The 21,699-nt window shown below is 61.1% G+C and carries 22 protein-coding genes; 12 read left to right on the top strand and 10 right to left on the bottom strand.

Annotation, left to right across the window (positions count from 1 at the left end; genetic code table 11):
• Positions 1-40 precede the first annotated feature (40 nt).
• Complete coding sequence (locus ACQ7C1_RS27770; protein WP_430960584.1) at positions 41-847, bottom strand: transporter substrate-binding domain-containing protein; 807 nt, start codon at positions 845-847, stop codon at positions 41-43.
• A gap of 118 nt (positions 848-965) precedes the next feature.
• Between ACQ7C1_RS27770 and ACQ7C1_RS27765 the strand changes: the two genes are divergently transcribed.
• The 3 genes from ACQ7C1_RS27765 to ACQ7C1_RS27755 all read left to right on the top strand — a co-directional run bounded on the left by ACQ7C1_RS27765 (position 966) and on the right by ACQ7C1_RS27755 (position 4,388).
• Entirely contained in the window at positions 966-3,335 is a 2,370-nt protein-coding gene (locus ACQ7C1_RS27765; RefSeq protein ID WP_430960583.1) for a putative bifunctional diguanylate cyclase/phosphodiesterase, read from the top strand.
• A 75-nt stretch (positions 3,336-3,410) separates the two neighbouring features.
• On the top strand, positions 3,411-3,995 hold the full coding sequence (locus ACQ7C1_RS27760) for a cysteine hydrolase family protein (RefSeq protein WP_430960582.1): 585 nt from the start codon (positions 3,411-3,413) through the stop codon (positions 3,993-3,995).
• A gap of 138 nt (positions 3,996-4,133) precedes the next feature.
• Complete coding sequence (locus ACQ7C1_RS27755; protein ID WP_430960581.1) at positions 4,134-4,388, top strand: hypothetical protein; 255 nt, start codon at positions 4,134-4,136, stop codon at positions 4,386-4,388.
• Positions 4,389-4,498: 110 nt separating this feature from the next.
• On the opposite strand, the gene ACQ7C1_RS27750 is transcribed toward ACQ7C1_RS27755, so the two are convergent.
• Complete coding sequence (locus ACQ7C1_RS27750) at positions 4,499-5,755, bottom strand: MgtC/SapB family protein (protein WP_430960580.1); 1,257 nt, start codon at positions 5,753-5,755, stop codon at positions 4,499-4,501.
• A 234-nt stretch (positions 5,756-5,989) separates the two neighbouring features.
• Here ACQ7C1_RS27750 and ACQ7C1_RS27745 point away from each other — a divergent pair, with 234 nt between their 5' ends.
• A complete protein-coding gene (locus ACQ7C1_RS27745) occupies positions 5,990-6,361 on the top strand; it encodes a hypothetical protein (protein WP_430960579.1) in 372 nt (123 codons plus the stop codon).
• An 11-nt stretch (positions 6,362-6,372) separates the two neighbouring features.
• On the opposite strand, the gene ACQ7C1_RS27740 is transcribed toward ACQ7C1_RS27745, so the two are convergent.
• Positions 6,373-6,672, bottom strand: coding sequence for a hypothetical protein (locus ACQ7C1_RS27740; protein ID WP_430960578.1), 300 nt, complete (start codon positions 6,670-6,672; stop codon positions 6,373-6,375).
• Between the two features lie 189 nt (positions 6,673-6,861).
• Between ACQ7C1_RS27740 and ACQ7C1_RS27735 the strand changes: the two genes are divergently transcribed.
• The gene (locus tag ACQ7C1_RS27735; RefSeq protein WP_430960577.1) at positions 6,862-7,695 is read left to right on the top strand and encodes a universal stress protein; all 834 of its coding nucleotides are present in this window, start codon (positions 6,862-6,864) and stop codon (positions 7,693-7,695) included.
• An 83-nt stretch (positions 7,696-7,778) separates the two neighbouring features.
• On the opposite strand, the gene ACQ7C1_RS27730 is transcribed toward ACQ7C1_RS27735, so the two are convergent.
• Positions 7,779-8,234 (bottom strand): pyridoxamine 5'-phosphate oxidase family protein, encoded by a 456-nt coding sequence (locus tag ACQ7C1_RS27730; protein ID WP_430960576.1) that lies wholly within the window; start codon positions 8,232-8,234, stop codon positions 7,779-7,781.
• Positions 8,235-8,439: 205 nt separating this feature from the next.
• Positions 8,440-8,778 carry a TraR/DksA family transcriptional regulator gene (locus ACQ7C1_RS27725; RefSeq protein ID WP_430960575.1) on the bottom strand — a complete coding sequence of 113 codons (339 nt, stop codon included), beginning with the start codon at positions 8,776-8,778 and terminating at the stop codon, positions 8,440-8,442.
• A gap of 232 nt (positions 8,779-9,010) precedes the next feature.
• Between ACQ7C1_RS27725 and ACQ7C1_RS27720 the strand changes: the two genes are divergently transcribed.
• Entirely contained in the window at positions 9,011-9,835 is an 825-nt protein-coding gene (locus ACQ7C1_RS27720) for a universal stress protein (RefSeq protein ID WP_430960574.1), read from the top strand.
• A gap of 102 nt (positions 9,836-9,937) precedes the next feature.
• On the opposite strand, the gene ACQ7C1_RS27715 is transcribed toward ACQ7C1_RS27720, so the two are convergent.
• Positions 9,938-11,005 carry an ABC transporter ATP-binding protein gene (locus tag ACQ7C1_RS27715; RefSeq protein ID WP_430960573.1) on the bottom strand — a complete coding sequence of 356 codons (1,068 nt, stop codon included), beginning with the start codon at positions 11,003-11,005 and terminating at the stop codon, positions 9,938-9,940.
• A gap of 335 nt (positions 11,006-11,340) precedes the next feature.
• On the opposite strand from ACQ7C1_RS27715, the gene ACQ7C1_RS27710 reads away from it, so the two are divergent.
• From ACQ7C1_RS27710 to ACQ7C1_RS27685, 6 genes are all read left to right on the top strand, one after another.
• Positions 11,341-12,981: an extracellular solute-binding protein gene (locus ACQ7C1_RS27710; protein WP_430960572.1), complete on the top strand. Its 1,641-nt coding sequence runs from the start codon at positions 11,341-11,343 to the stop codon at positions 12,979-12,981.
• Positions 12,982-13,054: 73 nt separating this feature from the next.
• Positions 13,055-14,173, top strand: coding sequence for a carbohydrate ABC transporter permease (locus tag ACQ7C1_RS27705; protein WP_221112907.1), 1,119 nt, complete (start codon positions 13,055-13,057; stop codon positions 14,171-14,173).
• Positions 14,173-15,084: a carbohydrate ABC transporter permease gene (locus tag ACQ7C1_RS27700; RefSeq protein ID WP_183700060.1), complete on the top strand. Its 912-nt coding sequence runs from the start codon at positions 14,173-14,175 to the stop codon at positions 15,082-15,084. Before ACQ7C1_RS27705 ends, ACQ7C1_RS27700 begins: the two co-directional genes overlap by 1 nt.
• A gap of 17 nt (positions 15,085-15,101) precedes the next feature.
• Positions 15,102-16,151: a LacI family DNA-binding transcriptional regulator gene (locus ACQ7C1_RS27695; protein ID WP_430960571.1), complete on the top strand. Its 1,050-nt coding sequence runs from the start codon at positions 15,102-15,104 to the stop codon at positions 16,149-16,151.
• A 124-nt stretch (positions 16,152-16,275) separates the two neighbouring features.
• Positions 16,276-16,737: an RbsD/FucU family protein gene (locus tag ACQ7C1_RS27690; RefSeq protein ID WP_011427726.1), complete on the top strand. Its 462-nt coding sequence runs from the start codon at positions 16,276-16,278 to the stop codon at positions 16,735-16,737.
• Entirely contained in the window at positions 16,734-17,660 is a 927-nt protein-coding gene (locus ACQ7C1_RS27685; RefSeq protein ID WP_430960570.1) for a ribokinase, read from the top strand. Before ACQ7C1_RS27690 ends, ACQ7C1_RS27685 begins: the two co-directional genes overlap by 4 nt.
• A gap of 58 nt (positions 17,661-17,718) precedes the next feature.
• Here ACQ7C1_RS27685 and ACQ7C1_RS27680 read toward each other — a convergent pair whose 3' ends face one another.
• The 4 genes from ACQ7C1_RS27680 to ACQ7C1_RS27665 form a co-directional block, all read right to left on the bottom strand.
• Positions 17,719-18,444, bottom strand: a complete 726-nt coding sequence (locus ACQ7C1_RS27680; RefSeq protein WP_430960569.1) for a response regulator — start codon at positions 18,442-18,444, stop codon at positions 17,719-17,721.
• A 552-nt stretch (positions 18,445-18,996) separates the two neighbouring features.
• Positions 18,997-19,677, bottom strand: coding sequence for an NnrU family protein (locus ACQ7C1_RS27675; protein WP_430960568.1), 681 nt, complete (start codon positions 19,675-19,677; stop codon positions 18,997-18,999).
• Positions 19,678-19,733: 56 nt separating this feature from the next.
• Positions 19,734-20,429 carry a Crp/Fnr family transcriptional regulator gene (locus ACQ7C1_RS27670; RefSeq protein WP_210633550.1) on the bottom strand — a complete coding sequence of 232 codons (696 nt, stop codon included), beginning with the start codon at positions 20,427-20,429 and terminating at the stop codon, positions 19,734-19,736.
• Positions 20,419-21,384, bottom strand: a complete 966-nt coding sequence (locus tag ACQ7C1_RS27665) for an SUMF1/EgtB/PvdO family nonheme iron enzyme (protein ID WP_430960567.1) — start codon at positions 21,382-21,384, stop codon at positions 20,419-20,421. The genes ACQ7C1_RS27670 and ACQ7C1_RS27665 overlap by 11 nt, the downstream gene beginning before the upstream one ends.
• Between the last annotated feature and the right edge of the window lie 315 nt (positions 21,385-21,699).

Here is a 21,699-nt window from a genome sequence, read left to right as displayed (position 1 = left end):
TTTTCGAAGCGCGGCGCTATTTAGTTTTAACTTGGCAAAACTACTGGATGCTGAACGGAAAATACTTAGCGTTGATCATGTCGTAAGTCCCGTCCGCCTTGATCGCCTTCAAGGCTTCGTTCAAACGCTCAAGACGCTCCTTGTCGTCCAGGCGCAACGCGATGCCGGCACCCTCGCCGAAATAGGTGACGTCAACCAGATCCGGCCCCTTGAACTCGCAGCAGGTTCCCGCCTTCGTGTTGGCGATCCAGTCATAAATGGCGAGTTTATCCTCAAGGATAATGTCGACTCGCCCGTCCGACAGGCCTTTGTATAATTCCGGCGAAGACCGGAAAACCGTCTTCTCCAGGTCAGGATAGAGGTGGTTAGCATAGGATTCCTGCGCTGTGGACGATGTCACTCCGAGTTTCTTGCCACTGAGGGCGGCGGGGCTGACGTCGCTGATCGGCGAATCTTTCCGGGCGATGAACACCGACGGGCTGGTGTAATATTTCTCGGTAAAAGCGACTTTCTGGCGGCGCTCCAGGCTCATCGACATGGACGAGATGATCGCGTCGTATTTGCCGGCGACGAGATCGGGGATCATGTCGTCCCACTTTTCGATGATGAACTGACATTCGAACTTGCCGGCGTCGCAAAGCGCGTTGGCGATATCGATGTCGAAGCCTTGCAGCTGGTTATTTGCATCGAGATAGTTGAAGGGCGGAAATGCTCCTTCGACGGCAACTCTCAGAGGCGTGCGATCTTGCGCAGCCAGCTGCAGCGGCGAGGCGGCGGCGAGAAGGAGGCCCAATCCGCCCGCCATCAGCGCTCCGCGCAGTATAGTCTGAATGGATAGGCGCAACATCGTCGGAAACTCCTTGTGGCGTAGTCTCCGCCATAGTGCGCCCCAGCCTTTAATTCTACGTGAACGCTTCTTTGTTAACGTCCACGAATGCGCCCGTGGTGGGTTCAGGGGTTTAGGCTTGCACATCGTTGTCCCTTCCAGCTCCAATACGTTTCAGCAATCCTGGATCGCTTCGGGGAGAATTCTATTCCTGATCGCTGTCAGCGGGCTCGGAGCGATCGGACTGGTCGTGCTTTCCGCGCTCTGGGCGGGAACCGAGAGCGACGCGGCAGCCCTCGATCGACAGCGTCAGCTTGTCAATGCGCGCCTCAGGGAACAGGTCGATCAAGTTGCGCATGTCATTGGTCAATTCGGCAATGGCTACCTCTCCGGCGTTTATCCGGCCTCCCGGGCAGCCGGAGTTTCCTCCAGCCTCGATACTGTTCTCACGGCGGCGGCCGGGAGTGCGATCAGCCACACTGCGATGTCGGCCTTCGGCTATGACCAGGCCTTCGTCGTCGATGACAAGGCGCAGCTGATCATGCTGACCGACGCCGAAACCGAAAAGCGCTATCGCTGGATGAGACCGCTCTTTCTGCCTCTCCTGAAAGACGCGCGCCTGACGGCGAACCACGGCACCGCTTCCAGCGAACGGATCCCATCATCATTGGAAAGCCGAGCGGCCAATACCGCCCGCTCGAACCATGCACTGGCCAATCTGATGCGGCTCGAAGGCCGGCCGACGATCGTTGGCGTCGTTGCCGTCAACGAAGCCGCCGAGCCGCAGCCGCAGCCGATGCGGCAATTCCTGATCGTCGTGCGGTTTCTCGACGGCGCGGCGCTCGACGAGTTGAGCCGGCAACAAGGCCTCAACGGCGCGCGCTTCGCGCGCACGGCCGACGCTGACGAAAACGAGGTGGCGTTCCAGATCGACGCAACGGCAAACGGCGAACCGATCGGCTTTATCGTATGGCGACCTGATCTTCCTGGTTCGAGGGTGATCGGCCGCTTGATGCCGGCGCTTTCGATTGCCGCCCTGGTGATCGCGGTCCTGTTTTCGGTTCTGCTGGTCCGCCTGCGAAGCAGTCTCGGCGAACTGAAGAAAAGCGAGCTGCACGCCAGGCAGCTCGCCCTGCATGACGTGCTGACCGGCCTTCCCAACCGCGCCCTGTTCGCGATGCGCTTGGAGGAGTGTCTGGCCGACACGCGCAATTCCGCCGAGCGGTCGGCAGTGGCGCTCCTTGACCTCGACCGCTTCAAGGCGGTGAACGACACGTTCGGGCATGCCGCCGGCGACGAGCTCATCAGGCTGGCTGCGGAGAGGGTCCACGCGTTGCTTCGTTCGGGCGACACGCTTGCCCGGCTCGGCGGGGACGAATTTGCCCTGCTTCTCCGGAATGTCAAAGATGATCAAATCTTGCCCTCCATCTGCGAAGCGATCGTTGCCGAACTTGGCAGACCCTTCCCGCTTTTGAGGGGCGAAGCGGTCGCCCGGGTCGGCGGCTCGATCGGGGTGACCGTGGTGCCGGACGCCGGACGCAATGCCGACGATCTCATGCGTTATGCCGACGTCGCGCTCTACGAGGCTAAGATGGGCGGAAGAGGCCAGTGGCGCGTCTATTCGCCGTCCATGGACGGTGGCAGGAATGCGCGTGACGTCCTCAAGAACGAATTGCGGGATGTTCTGGCAAAGAGCACGGCCTTGTCGGCCGGCGTTCCACAACCCGGTCCGATCGGCCACAGACCGGACTTCGGGTCGCTTGAGGTCTACTATCAGACAGTGCATCGCGCCGGGGGCGGATACTCGGCGTCGGGCGCGGAGGCTCTCGTGCGCTGGCGTCATAGCCAGCGCGGACTGTTGACGCCTGCCAGCTTCATCCCGGCGGCCGAGGAAGGCGGCCTCATCGACGCTCTCGGTTTCTGGGTGCTGCGCGAAGCCTGCAGGGCTGCCGGCAGCTGGCCGAAAAACACCTTTGTGGCCGTGAATGTGTCTCCCTCCCAGCTGAGAAGGCCCAACTTCGCCGAGGAGGTCTTCGCCGTGCTTGAAGAGACCGGCTTGCCGCCGTCTCGACTGGAGCTCGAACTCACCGAGTCCTCGCTGATCGAGGATAGCTCGGATGTCTATTCGGTACTGAAATCGCTGCGTGGCGGTGGAGTTCAGATTTCGCTGGATGATTTTGGAACCGGCTTTTCGTGCCTCAGCCACCTGGTCCGCTTCGACATAGACCGCATCAAGATCGATCGCTCCTTCGTCTCACAGCTGGGCGCAAAAGCCAATGGCGCCGCCATCATCGGCGCCATCGTTACCCTCAGCCGCAACCTCGGCATTTCGACGACGGCCGAAGGGGTCGAAACCGAATATCAAAGGGACTTTCTGGCCGCCCTCGGCTGCACCGACCTCCAGGGCTACTTCTTCTCCAAACCGGTTCCGCTTCGCGAACTCGACTGCTTCGGCAAATCCGAAGGCGGCCCCGCATCACGGACGATCGCTCCGGGAGCCATTGCTTAGCGCCCTTTGATCTTTCGGCATCAGGAACTTTCGCCCCGGGCAGCGGTTGACGCCCCAAGACGAATGGAGGATGTGATGGGCGAGATCGGCGAGTGGCGGCACCTTTGCGTCGACATGCAGCGGATGTTTGCCGAAGACACGCCTTGGCACGTTCCATGGATGGCCCGGATCTCCCCTCAAATCGAGGAACTCGCCGGCCGCTACCCGTCCCGAACGATCTTCACCCGTTTCGTGCCGCCTCAGCATGCGGATGCGATGCCGGGAAAATGGCGCGATTATTACCGGAAATGGTGGATGATGACGGGTGAGCATCTTCCACATGGCCTCGTCGAGCTGACTTCCTCGCTCGCCTCGCATGTTCCGCCGGCAAGATATTTCGACAAACGCACCTATTCCCCCTGGATCGACGGCCGCCTTCACACGATTCTTCAATCGGAACGGGTCAACACCCTTGTGATTACCGGTGGGGAAACAGACGTCTGCGTGCTTGCCGCGACGCTCGGCGCCATCGATCTCGGCTATCGTGTCATCATGCTGAAGGACGCCGTCTGCAGCAGCGCCGACGACACCTATGACGCATCGCTGGAACTTCTGCACGACCGCTTTTCCGTGCAACTGGAGCTCATGGAGACCGATGAATTCTTGAGCGGCCTTGGCTGAGAAGTCGTTCCGGCGATCTTTAATTGATATGTATCAAGGCTGGGCTGCCCGCGCCGGCATAAGCTCTCCGGGCAGCCTGCCAGAGGAGCCCGGCAGCGCATCTTGCGGCAGCGAAATCAACCGGTCCGGAGATAAGCAATGTCTTTGAAGCTGATCAGCGGAATGATGAGGTCGTCCGGCGAGGAAGCCCTGCTGGTCATGGATGCCGGCGGCACGAACCAGATGGTCGTTATCGACAGGGAAGCCCTCCTTGAGGTTGCCCAGCCGCCGCGTTGCGACGAAAGCCGGCTGCAGGAAAATATCGGCCTTTTCAGCCGGATTGCCTGCGCGAAATTCAATCGCGGCGATATTGAGCGCGACGGGCGCATCAGAATTCATGCAGCCGACCTTTGAGTGCCGCTCACCTCCCCGACGGTGGTGAGTCTCGGCACTCATATGAAGTGGCGCGTCAGATCCGGCGCGATCGAGCGGCAGGCACCGGCGCCAACAACGAGATCAGTCGCTTACGTCATGAACGAGCCGGCGAGGCCGGCGAGCACCGCGATACCGCTCACGATGGCGAGCCGAACCGCATAGCCAAGGCTTCCCGCGCTTGCTGCAAGCCCTGTTTTCGCAAGAAGATTGGCGAAAGCAGCGACCGCTATGGCTTGTGCAGCCGCGTCCGCCGGCAGGTTCGGGAGCTTCGCGATCGAAAGCGTTATCGCATCGAGATCGCCGAGCCCGGTGATGAAGGCGACCACCGCCAGCGACTGCGTTCCGAAGAATTCCAAGGCCGCCCGCGTCACGATGGTGACAGCGGCAAGAAGAAGAGCAAAGCGTAGGACGACGATCACCTCCAGCGGATTTTTCGGTGAAAAGTCGGGACTGTCACCGGCGCGCGGCGACAAGCCGGCCAAGCCACCGCCGATGGCAAGCGCCGCCGCACCCGGGCCAAGCAATGCCGCAAGCTCCTCCAGCACCGCCGGTGCGATGACACCGCAAATCAAAAGCACCCGGCTCAGGGATACCGCCCCCGCCATCATCGCTCCGGCTGAAAGCAGCGGCGAGAGCGCGGGCATCTGCCTGGACTGTCGGGCAAAGGAAAGGGTCAGGGCCGTCGAGGAAACGATACCCCCACATGCGCCCGTCAGGAGCAGTCCGGCTCTGGCGTCGGTGAGCCGGATCATCACATAGCCAACAAATGAAACCGCTCCCACGAATATGGTCAGCATCCACAGCTCGAAGGGGTTGATCATTTGCCAGGGATCGACCGCCTCGTTGGGAAGAATTGGAAGAATGACGACGGTCATCGTCAACAAGATCAGGGCGGCTCTCAACTCGAGCCAGGTCAGTTTCCGCAGAAATCCGTGCAGTGGCTCCCGCGCCGCCAGAAGTGCCGTCATGGCGACCGCGCTCGCCGCGATCGTCGTCATATCTGCAACGACGGCTCCGAAACCGAGCGCAAACACTGTGATCGCAGCAATGGCGCCGGTTGCGCTGTAGTCACCCTCCCGCAGCGCCTGCATGCGGCTGAAGACAAGGATCGTGATGCAAAAGAATACGAAGATGGCCGTCGGTAGGATCGGCCCCGCAATAGGTTGCAGGAAGCCGCAGAAGCCGCCGAGGAAGCTCGAGAGGCCATAGGTGCGGATACCGGCCACTCTCTTGCCCGGCGGGGCCTCGCGTTCTTGCCATCCACGTTCGATGCCGACGAGTATGCCGATCGCAAGCGCAAGACTGAGGCGCTGGAATGCATCAGCCATCACCAATGAAGTCATCATCCGAAGGTCCAGTTTTTGTCGGCGCCGCCTCCCGGAGGTCTTCTGCCCGATATGCCATGGCAAGCATGCATTTCCATTCCGCTGCTCCTGAAAGCCATCCACCCTATGCGGCCCGGTCATTGCGATTGCTGAATCACTCCATCGTGCCGTTGCAATGAGCAGAGTCCGCTTGATGCAGATCAACGAGATCTTTCGCCGCGACGATAATCTTGAAGGAGACGAGAGGATTCCGCCATGGTCGATGACGCGCTTTTGATACCGGAGCAGGCGCTGCCTGCCTCTGCAAGGAATCTTTTCCTCGCAGCCTACAGACTGAATATCGAGGCGTCGCGGACGATGCTGCGTTGTCAGATCGAGCTACTGGCGTCATTCCGGCGCCGGCTTCAACTCTACCAGATCTTCCTGGATGACCTCACCGAAAGTGCCGAACTGAACGATACGTTCGAGGTCGTGGCCGACTTTGCGCAGAATGCCTTGGCCGAGGCGCCTCGAGAGACCGCGCGACTGGCCGGGATCTCCTCGAAAATGGGGGTGGTCTCCGCAAAGGTGGTGCGCAAGCTGGCGGATGAGACGGTCAAAGACCTGGGCGCTCGAACCTGCGCTTGAGGCGTCGGCACTCAGCCCGCTCCCTCGTCTTCTGCTTCTTCCAGGGCTGCGTTCAACAGTTGGAGCGCGAACTCCTCTGCCGCCTTTTCGTCATCCGCGCAAAGCTTCAATGGGGCGCACCGCTCCTTCAGATTACGGATAAGTCTCCGGCGAAGCCTGGGGACCAGGGGCGATTCCGTTTTGGCGAGAAGCTCCTGCAAACAGGTGACGGCAACCGCTTCGAACATGAGAAGCTTGCCTTCGACTTCACCTTGCGAAGGAATGGGCAACCGCTCGCCGCCCCGTTTGAAATCTCGCTCCGTCGACAGCATTTGCTGCCTCCTTTCCGATGACCGGTCCCGCACCTCTCCGGATTCCGCGATAGGGACGTCTACAGCCACTCCCTGTCAATCGGGAAGCAGCCTACAGGGCAGAAATCGACAGCGCTTTGACGAAGGTCAAGGAAGCCGGGGCCATCGCGACTATCTTTTTCCATTCCAACCAGAGAGAGGTATATCGACATGACCATCAGGACCGTACTCAGCATCCTCAGCGTTCATCAGTTCGAGGAAGATCTCAAAACCGCAATCGACTTCTGCAGCGCCCATGGCGCGCATCTGAACGCGCTGGTGATCTCGTTGGGAACTGCACCAACGATCGGCAATTATAACACCATCTCTTCTGTCTGGCTTGACGAACGCCAACGCGAAATCGACGTTCTGTCCCGGAAGACTGAGGAGATCAAGACTACTCTCGACCGAAGCGAGATCTCCTGTGAGGTCCAGGACGTCTACACGGAACTCGCATGGGCTGACGAAGATATTGCCGAAAGGGCACTCTATGCCGACGTCGTCCTGGTCGGGCGGCAGGCGGCCCGAGACGACGATCTCCGCAAACGCATCATCGATGGTGCACTCTTCCAGACGCCGACGCCGATCCTCATCAACCGCGGAACACGAGCAATGAATGCCTCGTCGAGATCGGTTTTGCTGGCATGGGACTCCAGCGACGAAGCGTCACGCGCCACCCGGCAATCGCTTGATCTGCTCAAGCAAGCCGACACCGTTTACGTCACCATGGTGGACCCCATGGCACGGATGCGGGCGAACGGCGAGGAGCCGGGCGCCGACATTGCCGCCTATCTTGCCCGGCACGGCGTGAAGGTGCAGGTGGATCGCGTCGCCAGCGGTGGCCGGCCGGCAGACCAGGTCCTGCGGCAGCATGCAGTCGACGTGTCCGCCGACCTGATCGTCATGGGTGCCTATAACCATCCGCGCTGGCAGCAGACGATCTTTGGCGGGGTGACACGGGGCATGATCGAGGAAAGCACGATGCCCATCTTCATGGCACATTGAACCGGCCGGCGTTCAGCCGGCCCGTCGCCTCACACCTTGTTATGCATGTCGCCCGGTTGCTGCACGTGTCCGGGCGATAGCTATTAATCGATGGCGAAGGCCGCGCGGCCTGACAATGTCTGGACAAGGATGCCAAAGAAAATGTGCGGAGATTCGGCAAGAATCGGAACCTCCTTCGGGCTGAGCGAACCGACTTCCCACCAGTCCGGGTGCTTCTGCAATATTTCCCAGGCGTGCACACGCTCGCTCCGCCGGAGCTCAGTGTCGGGAAACTCCTCGAACTTTCCTTCGGCGATAACGCTCGTCCAGCCTTTGCCGACCCGCCGGTCCACCTGCAGGCACACTCTGTCGTTTTCCCGCATCCATTCGACTTTGCGGCCGGGCATCGAAAAACAGTATGCGACGCCATCTTCGAAGGCGAAATAGATAGGCACGACATAGGGCCGACTGTCCTTGCAGCAGGCTAGGTGCCCAAATCTTGTCTCTCCCAGAACGGCGTGGCATTCAGCCAGCGTAAGTTCCCGTAAACCCAATGACATGAGACGCTCCTTCGGATGTTCGAGGAGTCATTCTAGGCCAACCGCGCGGCTTCGCGCATTGATAAAGAGCAATGTCGTATTGGGTCCGCAGGGCCGACTTACGGCTCGGGCAGCAAGAGTGCCGCTCATGCCGGGATGACCATACTCGCCGCCACTCACGCTTATCGATTCGTGATGGAATCTGCTCGGGCAGAATGCTTCAATCCTACGAGGAATGCCTCTCGTCCGCCAGGCGGGCACAGGTCACGCAGTATGGCGTGTAGGGGATGGCCTCCAACCGGTTGGGTTCGATCGGGGCGAGGCATCTAACGCAGCGACCGAAGCTTCCGCGCTTCAGTCGTTCGAGGGCCGCCTCGATCGATGTGATTTGCGCAGCGGCTTCCCTTCGCATTTCGGTCAGCACCTGATCATTCTCGACCTGGGTGATGCGATCTTCGCTGTCCGCATCCAGCGCGACACCGAGATCGGCATCGATCGCCGACCGCCGGCGCTGCAGGTCCGCTTTCATGGTCTTCAGTTTGTTTTCTATCTCTTCGTTCTTCATCGAAGCTTTCCCGCTGCGTGAAACGGCGGCACATGCCGCGCTCTGTTCGCCCATTCGGCCGGCCGGCGGCTGGCCGAATGCAACGTTCATCACCGTACAACCGTCTGGGAAGGCTGCATTGATCGGCGTCAATGGGGGAGGGATGGGCAGATTGAGACATGTCAACGCGCAAATCCCGCTCAATTGCGAGAGTGGCGACACAGACCGCCATTCTCTTCTTGGGGTGTACACCATGAAACGGCATATCTTCCTTCCGCTTCTCACCTATCCTGACGCGACTTCGGAAATCATGATCGCCAATGCGGTGATGCTGGCGCGCCATATGCAGGCGACGCTCACCGTCTGTGCCGTGGAGATTACCGTACCCGACGTCTCCAACGCCCTGTCCTCACTGATCATCGATGCGGCACGAATGGCGCGGGAAGCGGCGGCGCTGAGCCATAAGCGCGCTTCGACGCTGACGCAGAAAGCGGTCAATGAGGCACGGTTGGCTTCCGTCGATCTACGCACCCGCGAGATCAAGGTCGAGGAGCCATTCGTCGTCGACGCACTAGCGGAAGCATCGCGCGCCTACGATCTCGTGCTTCTGGAACTGGCAGGCCTCTCCCGTCCGATCGTCGAGGCGGTACTGTTCGGGTCGGGGCGGCCGCTGATCCTCTATCCGCCGGCGCCTTTCGGCGGCCGGATCGATCGTGTCGCCATCGCCTGGGATGGCAGCCGCGCGGCTGCGCGGGCGGCACATGATGCCTCCGTCTTCCTGGAGCAGGCCTCCAAGGTCTGCCTGCTTTCCGTGATCGACGAGAAGCCGGTGACATACGAGACGGGCGATTATCTCATCGAAAACCTGCTGAAGAGCGGCGTGACGGCGGAGGCGACGCACCTGCGCACGCACGGCGATCCAGTCGGCGAGGTACTGCAGAGCAAGGCCTTCGAATTGCGGGCCGACCTTCTCGTCATGGGCGGGTTCGGTCATTCGCGTTTGCGCGAATTCGTGCTCGGCGGCGCGACGCAGGCGGTGCTGACCAGCATCACCCTGCCTGTCCTGCTATCGCATTGAGAGACGGCATGCGATCAAGCACCGGCTCTCGAACTCATTGTCAACGCCACGAAGGCCGCGCGCCTCATCAGCCGCGGCATGTTGGCGAGCAACAGTGGCTCCTCAATCCCGTCGCAGCGTCTTACCGGTCTCCGCATCGAACAGATGAAGCTTGCCCGGCCGGGCAGCGATCGTTACGGCCTGCCCCGGCTCGAAATCGTGACGTTCAGACAGCACGGCGACAAGCTCGCCGGATCCGTAGCGCAGAAATACCATCGTCTCGTGACCGGTGGGCTCGGTGACGTTGACGGTCGTCTTCAGGCCGCTCGGAGCGAGCGACAGGTGTTCGGGCCGCACGCCCAGACGCACAGCCTGGCCATCGGAGGCCTCCAGCGTGAAACCGAGCGCGATCTCATCGCCTGTCTCCGTGACGAAGACGGCTCCATCGGCCTTGTAATGACCTTTCAGCAGGTTCATCGACGGCGAGCCGATGAAGGTGGCCACGAAGGTATTGCGCGGACGGTCGTAGAGTTCCAGCGGCGTTCCCGTCTGTTCGACCTTGCCGCCCTGCATGACCACGATCTTGTCCGCCATGGTCATCGCTTCGACCTGGTCATGGGTGACGTAGATCGTCGTGGTTCTCAGTCTTTGGTGGAGTTCCTTGATCTCCTTGCGCATCTGCACGCGCAGCTTGGCGTCGAGATTCGACAGGGGCTCGTCGAAGAGGAAGACCTGCGGCGATCGGACAATGGCTCGTCCCATCGCCACGCGCTGCCGCTGGCCGCCCGAAAGCTGGCGCGGATAGCGGTCAAGATAGGGCACGAGGTCGAGCGTTTCAGCCGCCGCCTGCAGGCGCTGCTTGATGAGATCGGCCGGCTGCTTCTGGAGGCGCAGCGCGAAGACCATGTTCTCGGCAACGGTCTTGTGCGGATAGAGGGCATAGCTCTGGAAGACCATCGCAATATCGCGGTCCTTCGGCGGCAGATTGTTGACGATCTTTCCGCCGATCGAGATGGTGCCGCCGGTAATGCTCTCGAGCCCTGCGACCATGCGCAGCAAGGTCGACTTGCCGCAGCCGGACGGGCCGACGAGCACCACGAACTCGCCGTCGCGAATGTCTATATTGACCCCATGCAGGATATTTAAGGCGCCGTATGCCTTCCGCGCCTCTGAAATACTGACCTCAGCCATATGCCTCCCACTCGCTTTCCGGTCACCCCAGGCACATTCCAGGGGATGAATCTCTCGACAGTATCCAGCGTATGAGGCACAACGAAAACGCGCTCTGCCACGACCCGAAATACCTTCAAAACTCCTCCATGAAACGTTTCATTTTTTATTGACTTTTTCCGCTTCCCGTCTAATGCTCAATGATGAGACCGAGAGGAGCGGTTTCAAACAAGAATTATGAAACGTTTCATTTTCTTGTTTACCAGATAGTTCTGCACGAGACCAGTCCCAAATTCGGGCCGGAGCCTATCCGGAACATGGCTGGCGGCAGCGCACCAAACGTGGAGGAGAAAGACATGAAAGTCGAAATTTACGATGCATTGATGCGCCGTCAGGCAAGCCGCCGCGACGTTTTACGCGGAACGGCAAGTGCGGCGGCTCTGCTCGGGCTGTCCGGCGCGATGGGCGGAATTGCCGGCACCGCATTCGCCGCCGATGACCTACGCGCGCAGATCCTGCAGATCCCGGGCGTCGGCAAGGGTTCGCCGACGGACGCGGACTGGCAGAAGGTCGGCGAGCTCTGCCTCGGCCCGACCAAGGCCAATGTCAAGCAGGGCGAATTCGCCGGCGTCGAGCTGACCTTCATGGGGCTCAACAACCAGAATCTGCACAACTTCCTGTTCCGCGGCTTCCTGAAGCCTTGGGAAGCCTATACCGGCGCCAAGATCAACTGGATCGACCTTGCTCAGGCCGATTACAACGCCCGCCTTCAGCAGTCGATCGCAACCGGCACGGTCGATTTCGACATCCTTGAAATGGGCGCGCCTTTCGAAGGCGATACCGCCGGACGCGGGCTTCTCGACGAGATGCCTGATTGGGCTGCAAAGCAGGTCGAAGCCGACGACCTGGTGAGCTACCTGAAGCCGCCGGTCGGCACCTGGGACGGCAAGACCTATCGCGTCACGATCGATGGCGACTGCCACACCTTCGCCTATCGCAAGGACTACTTCGGCGAAGGCTCGATCAGCGGCATGGCCGAGCCGCCGAAGACCTGGCAGGACGTCAACGCAGCGTCCAAGGCGCTGATCGGCAAGACCGATCCCTTGACCAGCCAGCCGGCCTACGGCTATCTCGACCCGCTCAAGGGCTGGGGCGGCTTTGGCTTCTATTTCATCGAGAACCGGGCGACGGCCTATGCCAAATATCCCGGCGATCCGGCTTGGCTGTTCGATCCCGAAAATATGAAGCCGCTGGTCAACAACCCCGCCTGGGTCCAGGCGATCCAGGATGTGCTGGATCTGATCGCGGCCAAGGCCTATCCTGCCGACCAGATCAATGCGGACCCCGGCACCACAGCCTTCTCGCAGTTCCTGGCAGGCACCGGCGCCATGCTGATGTGGTGGGGCGACGTCGGCTCCAGCGCGCGCACCTCGGATACGTCGGTCGTCGGCGACGTGGTGGGCTTCGGCATCAACCGCGGCTCCAACCGCGTCTACAACCGCAAGTCCGGCCAATGGGAAGACAAGTATAACGAAGCGCCCAACATGGCTTATCTCGGCTGGGGCATCTATGTCACCAAGCGGGTGTCGAGCGACGAGAAGAAGCGCAAGGCGGCCTGGTCTGCTGCAGCCCATCTCGGCGGCAAGGATCTTTCCCTGTGGACGTCGGCCTATCCGTCCGGCTTCCAGCCCTATCGTCAGTCGCACTTCAACTACGACGAATGGGAAAAGGCAGGTTACGATCGCGCCTACATCGAGGATTATCTGGGTTCGAACGCCGACAGCTACAACCATCCGAACGCTGCGATCGAGCCGCGCATCCCCGGCATCTTCCAATACTACTCCGTTGCGGAGGACGAATTGGCGAAGGGCTTTGCCGGACAATACAAGTCGGCACAGGAAACCGCGGATGCAATTGCCGCCGCCTGGGAAAAGATCACCGACCAGATCGGCCGTGATAGCCAGCTGAAGCTCTATCGGACGAGCCTCGGGCTCTGATCGATTGGCATAAACGCGCTGGCGGACTGAAAAGGCTCCGCCGGCGCCCATCCTGTCCGGGCGAGGAATATCAATGTCGACAGTCGAAGGCGACCTGCTCCACACGGTCGAAGCCGGCTCCATTTCCGCGAGCCGCCGTTTCTGGGGCCGCGCGGCTCTGTGGCTGAGCGCCATATGGTTCATCGCATCCTTTGTATTGGAAGCTGTCCACGAACTTGGCTGGACCGATTGGGGCTTTGCCAACTGGCGGCCGGTTCTCTACGCCTATTTCATCTGGGCCGCGGTTCTTTGCGTCACCCGCGTCGTAATATACGGCGAGGCCGGCAAGAAGGCGCTCTTTGTTCTGCCGGCAGCACTCTTCGTCGTATCGATGGTGGTCTTCCCGCTGCTCTTTGCGCTCTGGATCGGCTTCTCCGACTGGAACCTCGCCTCTTCTGCCGGGCGACGCTTCAACGGGCTCGACAATGTGCGCCGGATGATCGCCGATCCGTTCTATGCCAATGCCTTGCTCAACATGATCCTTTATTGCCTTGCGATTGCCGTGGAATATGCGATCGCCTTCGGCTTGGCGCTGCTCCTTAACCAGGAAATCATTGCCCGAAAGTTCTGGCGCGTCACGTTCCTCGTGCCCTTGATGCTGTCGCCGGTCGCGGTGAGCTGGATGGTGGGAAAATCGATGCTGGAAACCCGTTTCGGCCCGATTGCGCGCATGGCCCGCTGGCTCGGCTGGGAAAACCCCTCCTTTTTCGGCGATCCGCTGACGGCGCGCCTCTCGATCATGATCATGGACGCCTGGACCTTCATTCCCTTCATGATGATCATGCTGCTCGCCGGATTGCAGGCCTTGTCGAGGGAGGTGCTGGAGGCGGCCGAAGTCGACGGCGCCACCAAATGGCAGCGCTTCTGGCAGGTGATTTTCCCGCTGATGCTGCCTGTGTCGGTCACGGCAGTGATGATCCGCATCATCTTCAAGCTCAAGCTCGCCGACATCATCATCACGGTGACATCGGGGGGGCCTGGCGGGGCGACCGATTCCGTCACCAGTTTTATCTACCGCGAATACCGAGACCGCTCGAATGTCGGATATGGGACCCTGCTCGCGCTCGTCTATCTCGTGATCATCGTCGTCGGCATGACGGGGCTGATGAAGATCTCCGACCGCATCGTCAAGCGGATGACAGGAAGGCTCTGATGGTTCGCATCGATTTCGAAAAATACGGACGAGGCCAACGCATTCGCTGGTGGGCCATGCGTTTGGCCGTTTACGGGCTGCTCGTCATCTGGGCTTGTGTCTGCATCTTCCCGCTGTTCTGGACGGTTTCAACCTCGTTCAAGACAGCCGCAGACGTCATGCGCGGCAATCTGATCCCGTGGTTCAATTTCGCGCCCAACTGGCTCGGCTGGCGCTCGCTCGGCCTCTCTCCCGATACGATTCCCCAGATCTCGACCGTGCGTGACGAGTTCATGCGCAGGCTCTGGAACAGCGTCATCATCTCCGTCACCGCATCCGCTCTTGCGGTTGTGCTCGGATCGCTCGCCGCCTACGGCCTCAGCCGCTTCTCCTACAAGTTCGGCCATATGCGCAATTCCGACATTTCCTTCTTCTTCCTGTCGCAGCTCATTATGCCTCCCGTCGTCCTGGCCCTGCCATTCCTGGTTCTCTACAAGGAACTGGCGCTGCTCGACACCTATGCCGGCATGATCGCCGTCTATACGCTGATGGTTCTGCCGATCGTCGTCTGGATCATGCGCGACCAGTTCGCCACCATACCGGTCGAGCTCGAGGAGGCCGCGCTGGTCGACGGCCTGTCGATCTGGGGAGCGTTTGCCCGCATCATCGTGCCGCTCGTCCTGCCGGGCATGGTTGCCGCCTTCCTTTTGGCGCTGATCCTGTGCTGGAATGAATATTTCTTCGCCGCATTGCTGACTTCCACCAATACGAACACGCTGCCGGTGATGATCGCCAGCCAGACAGGCAGCCAGGGCATCAACTGGTGGTCGATGGCCGCGCTTTCCACCGCCGGTATTCTTCCGCTGGTCATCGTCGGCGTCGTGCTGGAAAAACACATCATCGCCGGGATGACCGCAGGAGCGGTAAAATAGCCGCGGGACGTTTGAACATGGTGAAGATGCCCACAGTCAAGGATGTCGCCGAATATGCGGGCGTCTCCGTGGGCACTGTTTCGCGTGTTCTGTCGGGCGAAGCCGCGGTCAAACCCATGCTCCGTGAAAGGGTCAACGACGCCATTTCGGCGCTCGGTTACCGACCGAACGTGACTGCACGAGCCTTGCGCACCAGCAGAACCGACGTCATCGGCCTCGTCGTTCCCGACATCACCAACCCTTTTTTTGCGCAGCTTGCGGCAAGCGTCGAGCGCGCGGCGCTCGAATGCGGTCACAGCCTGATGCTGGCAAGCTCGCATAACGACAGCGAGGCGGAGCAGAGCCATGTTTCGGCTTTTCTCGACCGATCAGTGCGCGGCATCATCGTGGTGGCTTCGAGCGACGGTTCAGGTCTCGATCTGCCAGCCTCGGTGCCGGTCATATCGCTGGACCGGCGCTTCGGCGCCTTTCCCCTGGTATCAACCAACCATGCGCAGGCGGCCACGCTGATTGCCGATCATCTCTATGGGCTGGGGCACCGGCGCATCGCCTACATTGCCGGGCCGACCGACACCGAAGCAGGGCGCATCCGCAAAGAGGCTTTCATCAGCCGCATGGACGGCTTCGGCAAGACCGGCGAGCCTGTCGAGCTGGAAATCGCCCATGGCAGATTCGACTACGAATCCGGCGAAAGAATTGCCCGTGAGCTGCTTTCCCGCCCGCCGCAAAGCCGGCCGACGGCAATCGCGGCCGCCAGCGACCAGCAGGCGATCGGCGCATTACGTGCCGCCCGTGACCTCAAGATCGACGTGCCGCGAAAACTATCCGTCACAGGTTTCGACGACATTTCGCTTGCCAATCTCGTAGTGCCGCGGCTGACAACCATCCGCCAGCCGGCCGACATGCTGGCGCGGCGCGCGGTCAGCCTTCTCCTCGAAGAACCGCCGGGGAAGGGGGACGAAATGGTGGACGGATCGCTGATCGTGCGCGGTTCGAGCGGCCCGTGCCCGCAACCTGGCGCACCGGCCCGAAAATCGGAAGCGATGCTCGGAAAGCCCGATGCGTAGATCCAAAGAGTGGGAGCGCCCTTTGTGCGTCCGAAAGGGCGCGCGGCGCTCCAAGCCGGATCTCGCCGGGCACAGAAATTGAAGCACGGCCGGTGTTCCGGCTAGAGAAAGGATGGAAGATCAAATGCTCAAGGGAATTCGGGCCGAACTCAACGGCGACATTCTTCAAGCACTCTGCAACATGGGACATGGCGACTATCTCGTCATCTCCGACATGAATTTTCCATCGGATTCGATAGCCCGCCAAACGCGTCTGGGTAGACTGCTGACCATGGAAAACATTCCCGCGCCGCAGGCGATCGACGCGGTCCTTTCGGTCCTGCCTCTGGACACTCCGATCCAGCCTTCGGTTGGCCGCATGGAAGTGATCGGCAAGCCGGATGAAATTCCGCCGATTCAGCAGGAAGTGCAGGCGATTGTCGACCGCGCCGAAGGCAAGCCGTCGCCGATGTATCCCGTCGAACGGATGGCGTTCTACGACATCGCCAAAAAGGCTTATTGCGTGATCGCAACCGGGGAATTGCGGTTCTATGGATGCTTCCTTTTGACCAAGGGCGTCATTCCAGCGGAAGAGGCCGTGAGATGAGCGAGAAAAGCGGGATTATCATTTTAGGCATTTTTGCCGCCGACACCGCCTATAAGGCGAAGCGCCTGCCCCATATCGCCGAGACGCTGATGGGATCGGGTTTCACGCTCGGGCCGGGAGGCAAAGGCTCCAACCAGGCGATTGCCGCGGCAAAGGCAGGCGGCAAGGTGACTTTCATTTCACGGGTCGGCAACGACGCGTTCGGCGCTATGGCCCTTGCGGCCTATGCGGAGGCGGGCGTCAAAGCCAATGTGATGAAGATGGAGGGCGTTTCCACGGGCGCTGCCTTCATCTTCGTCGACGAAGTGAGCGGCGACAACGCCATCATCGTGGTGCCTGGCGCCGCGGGGCTGATCGGCATCGAAGATGTCGAAGTGAACCGGGCGGCGATCGAAAGCGCCGCCATCTTCATGACACAGCTCGAACAACCGCTGGAAGCGGCCTTGCACGGCCTGTCGATCGCAAAGAGGGCAGGGGCCATTACGATCTTCAACCCCGCGCCGGCCGGCGCCATTCCGGACAGCATCTACGGCTTGTGCGATTTCATCGTTCCCAACGAAGTCGAAGCAGCGGAATTGGTGGGCCATGCGATCGAAACCGATGAGCAGGCACGTGCAGCGGCACACACGCTGATCGATCGGGGCGCAAAAGCAGCGGTCATCACGCTCGGCGCCCGCGGTGCGTTCTATCACACCGCCGGGCAGAGCGAATTCGTGCCCGCATTTTCGGCGGGAAATGTCATTGACACAACCGGGGCCGGCGACGCCTTCCTCGGCGGGTTCGCGACGGCGATTTCGGAAGGCCGGGCGCCAATCGAGGCCGTCCGCTTCGGCTGCGCGACCGCCGCAATCGCGGTAACACGGCCAGGCACGGCTCCCGCCATGCCTTCTCGCGCCGAGATCACCGTCTTGCTGGGCTCCTGATGCTTGGACGTCGCAGGGAGATGGCGAGGCGCGTCAGCCTCGCCATCTCCAGAACCAATTAATCCAGCCTTGCGGTAAAGACGTAGCCGACGCCTCGCACGGCCTTGATGAATTGCGGCTTCTTCGGGTCGGTCTCGATCTTGCGCCGCAGCCGGACGATCTGAGCATCGATCGTCCGGTCGAAAGCTTCGAGGCTTCGGCCCCGGGTCAGGTCCATCAGCACGTCGCGGGTCAGAACCCGTCCGGCATGGCGGACGAAGGTCGTCAGCATATCGAACTCGCCGGTCGTCAATTCGATTTCCGTGCCTTCCGGATCGAAAAGCTGCCTGCGGCTGAGATTGAGCTTCCAGTCTTCGAAGCCGATAATCTCCTCGCCAGCCGCCTCGCTGCTACGCGCCGGAGCTTGCCGGCGGCGCAGGATCGATTTCAGGCGCGCATGGACCTCCCGGAGATGGAAGGGCTTGGCGACGTAATCGTCGGCGCCGACCTCCAGACCGACGATTCGATCGACGACGTCGTCGCGGCCCGTCAGCATCATGATCGGCACGTCGGATTGGGCGCGGATTTCGCGGGCAAGGTCAAGGCCGTCCGTACCGCCGGGAAGAACGAGGTCGAGCAGGACGGCGTCGAAATTCTGCTGGCGCAGGCGCACACGCATCTCGGTCCCGTCGGCGGCGGAAGAGACCGTGTAACCCTCATCCTCGAAATAGCGCGTCAACATCTGGCGAATGCGCGGATCGTCGTCGACGACGAGAAGATGCGCGTCATGCTGAAGTGCTGTCATCGTCCATCCGCCAAGCCGTTGCTCGTTACAGATCGTATCAATGGCATCGTCTTTAACATGCCCCTCAAGCTGGTGTCACCAGCCGGCCGGCGTTGTCCTCATCGGAAGCCGCAAATCCACTCAGGTCGGATTTATGCAGGTCTGGCGTCGTGCAGCCAATGGCGTTTCGGCGGCATCGGGACGGGGGCCGGCGAGGACTGCCATGCGCAGAGCCATCCGCGGACATCGTTCGCCGTAATCAGAATCGTGTTGCCGCTCGTTAAGGCAAGGCGGCGCGCGGCTATTTGGCAGAAAGTGTCAACGTATTGAAGAAGGCGGAATTCGGTTGCCCGCGGCGGCGACGCAACGGACAGCAATGCCCGCCGGGACACGATGACGGTCTTCATGTCGGGCCCGAACCGCACATCGATATGCCCTGACTTGTCTTTCGCATCGAGACTTGCTGTGACGATTTCATATGGCATTCCATCACTCCGGATCATTGGCTCGTCGCTGCGGCTTCCAAATTTTTCTCCAAGTTACGGCGCCGGTCGCAAGACGCTTTGACTTCGGTCAAATGAACAGGGCGAGGGGGTCAGCGCCGAACACCGCGCTGTGCCCGCCTGCGAACAGCAGCCACAGGGTCAAGACCGCAGTTACAAGGCCTGCGACAAGCATCGGCATATCGAAGGTGGACTGCTCGCCTTCCAAACAGGCGGCGAACGGCAGGATCGAGCTATGCCCCGCCAGCTTCGCCCAAGAGCCGCCGAGACGTCGTTTCGACCTTTTTTCGGTCATCGGGATCGCGCCCAGAGCAAATGCGGCAAATCCTCCGAACAGCAGCAGCGAACGCAGGTCGCCGTTTGCGGCGATATGGCCGCTCGCCCAGGCGGCAAAACCCCAAAGCACCGGATGTCTGGTGATTTTTGTGACAGCGCCGAGTGAGGGCGACGGGTTCAAGGTAATGGACAGAGGATTGGCGCTCAAAAGCCCGGCGATGACCAGAAATATGCCGAAAGGGGCAAGCACGAAAGCGACCGTTGCGTTTGCCGGCCTGAGCTCCCATAAGGGTATATAGTCCAAGGCGAGCGCTGAGGAAAAAACCCAGATCAGTGCGGCGGTGGAAACGGCCGAGTAACCGGCGAAATAGACTGGACGACCGACGTGGCGGATTATTTCCGACCGGATGGCTGGAACCGCCGGAATGGAATGGAGCAAGACAAAGAGGACGAAGGCGGCAAGGAATTCGGTCAAACTCATCTCCTGGTTTCGCAGCGAACTGGCAAGGACCACGCGGGTATAGACAGATGTCAATCCCGCTCGCCATTGGCGAGATTGAGAAGTTTCTGAGGATCGGTCACCGTCAGCTTTTGCCGGCCGCCTTCGACCATTCCCTTCGCCTCCCAGGCGCTCAGAATTCTCGACACCGTATGCAGCGTCGTTCCCGTCATTTCGGCGATGTCCTGACGCGATATCGGGAAATCGATGCGGATGCCGCTTGCCACTGGCCGCCCCGCCTGTTTGGATAACCGCAGGACGGCGTGCGCCACCCGCTTTTCCACTTCCTCGGTCGACATCTCACGAATGCGCGTATGCGCTTCTTCCAGCCGCTGACCGATAGTCTGCATGGCCGTCACAGCCAGGCGGGGGTTCTGCTCGACGAAACGCGGCCACATATCCGTCGGCCAGCTGATGACGAGGCTTTCGGCCGCCGCCACTGCTGTCCCGGGATAGTCCTCCCTGCGCAGCGCCATCGCAAAGCCGAACAAATCGCCCGGATGGACCATCCGCACGATGATCTGCTGTCCGTCCTGCGTCACCTGCGTCACTTTCAGACGCCCGTGCAGGAGCAGGAAAAACGATTTTGCCCGCGCGCCTTGCTCGAACACCGCATCACCCTGGGCGACGCGGCGCGGAGCTGCGTGCTGCAGCATCGCGTCGAGATCCGTATCCGTCATTCGCTCGAAGAGCGGCAGCGACTTCAAGATCGTCCGGTCAACTTTCATCGTCATCCTGTTCTGGCCTTGTCGCTCGCCGCCTTTCGAACCTGTCGGTCATTGCTCTGCGCGCCCAGTCTTTCAGGCCTTCGAGCAGCCCGTGCTGGCGAACGAGGCGAAAGCCGAGATTGTCGGGCGGACTTCCGACGGAGCATCCGCCGCCTTTGGGAATCCGAACGAAACTGCTCATGGGAGCGCGATGCTTGCCGGCGGCGATCATGATCCCACAGTTCCTGGGGTCAGGCTCGTCGGCGCGGCGGTTCTGGCCGAGATCAACCCGCTTGTTACAGGTCGACGTCCACTCCCAGACGTTGCCGGCGAAATCCACCAGACCGGTTTGACTGATCCCGAACGAGCCCTGCGGCTGTGGTCGGGGGTCGATCGCCGCTGCCCTGCGCGCTTCACGCTCGTAATCGGCGAGCCAGCGGTTAGCAGGATTCCTGTCGTCGGGATCTATGCCGAGAGCATCGTCAGGAAAACGGTCGGCGGCGGCATAGGCCAGCTCGAAATCGGTCGGCAGCCGCCATTCGCTCCCCGTGCGTTCCGACAGCCAGGCCGCATATCGGAGCGCGTCGTCGTAGCTCACGCCGGTCACCGGAGTCTCCTCCCGCGGCGGTGCGCCGTCTCCGGTCTCGGCCGGCGGACAAATGGCCTCGGCCACGCAGCGATTATAATCGCGAAGCGTGGTCTGGTATTTCATGATTTCGAGCGATGAAATCACGCTCACGTCGCGTTTGGGTGCGTCGATGGCCAGACCGTCACGGAAATACTCGGCGGCGTCGCGATAGGCGAAACGATGCGGCGCAACCGTGATTGTCTGCGGCGCCGCAACGGTCGCCTCAGGCCCTTGCGCCACCACGAATCCGGATTGCACCGCAAGCGCGGCCGAGAGGACCACGAGCAGCGCGAGAGGAATTGCGATGGATATGCCTGAAACCGGCTCAATGGTTGTGTTCCGGGCCATATTTTTTACGCAAGTCGCGTCCCCTGAAGCATGCTGCCGAAAATTATTGCGGCGACATCATGCTCCTGTTCCAAAAATGAGAATGGTGCGCGGGCCGCCCCCGGGCCGCCCCCCCCCCCCCCCCCCCCGCCCCCGCCCCCCCCCCCCCCCGCCCCCCCCCCCCCCCCCCCCACCCCCCCCCCCCCCCCCCCCCCCCCCACCCACCCCCCCCCCCCCCCCCCCCCGCCCCCCCCCCCCCCCCCCCCCCCCCCCCTCCATACTCCTATCAGCGGGGCCCTGCCGGCTCAACTCGGCGAGGCTTTCATGCTGCTGCGC

Origin of the sequence: Rhizobium sp. Nf11,1 (assembly GCF_050587665.1) — a bacterium.
GTDB lineage: Bacteria > Pseudomonadota > Alphaproteobacteria > Rhizobiales > Rhizobiaceae > Rhizobium.
This window is presented reverse-complemented; position numbering and strand designations above follow the sequence as displayed.

What these genes read in the sequence shown, in the direction of transcription:
- ACQ7C1_RS27715 (WP_430960573.1), bottom strand. Translation starts at nt 11,005, where the DNA reads ATGGCTGAGGTCAGTATTTCAGAGGCGCGGAAGGCATACGGCGCCTTA.
- ACQ7C1_RS27690 (WP_011427726.1), top strand. Translation starts at nt 16,276, where the DNA reads ATGCTCAAGGGAATTCGGGCCGAACTCAACGGCGACATTCTTCAAGCA.
- ACQ7C1_RS27740 (WP_430960578.1), bottom strand. Translation starts at nt 6,672, where the DNA reads ATGCTGTCGACGGAGCGAGATTTCAAACGGGGCGGCGAGCGGTTGCCC.
- ACQ7C1_RS27670 (WP_210633550.1), bottom strand. Translation starts at nt 20,429, where the DNA reads ATGAAAGTTGACCGGACGATCTTGAAGTCGCTGCCGCTCTTCGAGCGA.
- ACQ7C1_RS27680 (WP_430960569.1), bottom strand. Translation starts at nt 18,444, where the DNA reads ATGACAGCACTTCAGCATGACGCGCATCTTCTCGTCGTCGACGACGAT.
- ACQ7C1_RS27725 (WP_430960575.1), bottom strand. Translation starts at nt 8,778, where the DNA reads ATGAAGAACGAAGAGATAGAAAACAAACTGAAGACCATGAAAGCGGAC.
- ACQ7C1_RS27755 (WP_430960581.1), top strand. Translation starts at nt 4,134, where the DNA reads ATGTCTTTGAAGCTGATCAGCGGAATGATGAGGTCGTCCGGCGAGGAA.
- ACQ7C1_RS27745 (WP_430960579.1), top strand. Translation starts at nt 5,990, where the DNA reads ATGGTCGATGACGCGCTTTTGATACCGGAGCAGGCGCTGCCTGCCTCT.
- ACQ7C1_RS27770 (WP_430960584.1), bottom strand. Translation starts at nt 847, where the DNA reads ATGTTGCGCCTATCCATTCAGACTATACTGCGCGGAGCGCTGATGGCG.
- ACQ7C1_RS27710 (WP_430960572.1), top strand. Translation starts at nt 11,341, where the DNA reads ATGAAAGTCGAAATTTACGATGCATTGATGCGCCGTCAGGCAAGCCGC.
- ACQ7C1_RS27730 (WP_430960576.1), bottom strand. Translation starts at nt 8,234, where the DNA reads ATGTCATTGGGTTTACGGGAACTTACGCTGGCTGAATGCCACGCCGTT.
- ACQ7C1_RS27735 (WP_430960577.1), top strand. Translation starts at nt 6,862, where the DNA reads ATGACCATCAGGACCGTACTCAGCATCCTCAGCGTTCATCAGTTCGAG.
- ACQ7C1_RS27720 (WP_430960574.1), top strand. Translation starts at nt 9,011, where the DNA reads ATGAAACGGCATATCTTCCTTCCGCTTCTCACCTATCCTGACGCGACT.
- ACQ7C1_RS27760 (WP_430960582.1), top strand. Translation starts at nt 3,411, where the DNA reads ATGGGCGAGATCGGCGAGTGGCGGCACCTTTGCGTCGACATGCAGCGG.
- ACQ7C1_RS27705 (WP_221112907.1), top strand. Translation starts at nt 13,055, where the DNA reads ATGTCGACAGTCGAAGGCGACCTGCTCCACACGGTCGAAGCCGGCTCC.
- ACQ7C1_RS27665 (WP_430960567.1), bottom strand. Translation starts at nt 21,384, where the DNA reads ATGGCCCGGAACACAACCATTGAGCCGGTTTCAGGCATATCCATCGCA.
- ACQ7C1_RS27750 (WP_430960580.1), bottom strand. Translation starts at nt 5,755, where the DNA reads ATGATGACTTCATTGGTGATGGCTGATGCATTCCAGCGCCTCAGTCTT.
- ACQ7C1_RS27700 (WP_183700060.1), top strand. Translation starts at nt 14,173, where the DNA reads ATGGTTCGCATCGATTTCGAAAAATACGGACGAGGCCAACGCATTCGC.
- ACQ7C1_RS27695 (WP_430960571.1), top strand. Translation starts at nt 15,102, where the DNA reads ATGGTGAAGATGCCCACAGTCAAGGATGTCGCCGAATATGCGGGCGTC.
- ACQ7C1_RS27685 (WP_430960570.1), top strand. Translation starts at nt 16,734, where the DNA reads ATGAGCGAGAAAAGCGGGATTATCATTTTAGGCATTTTTGCCGCCGAC.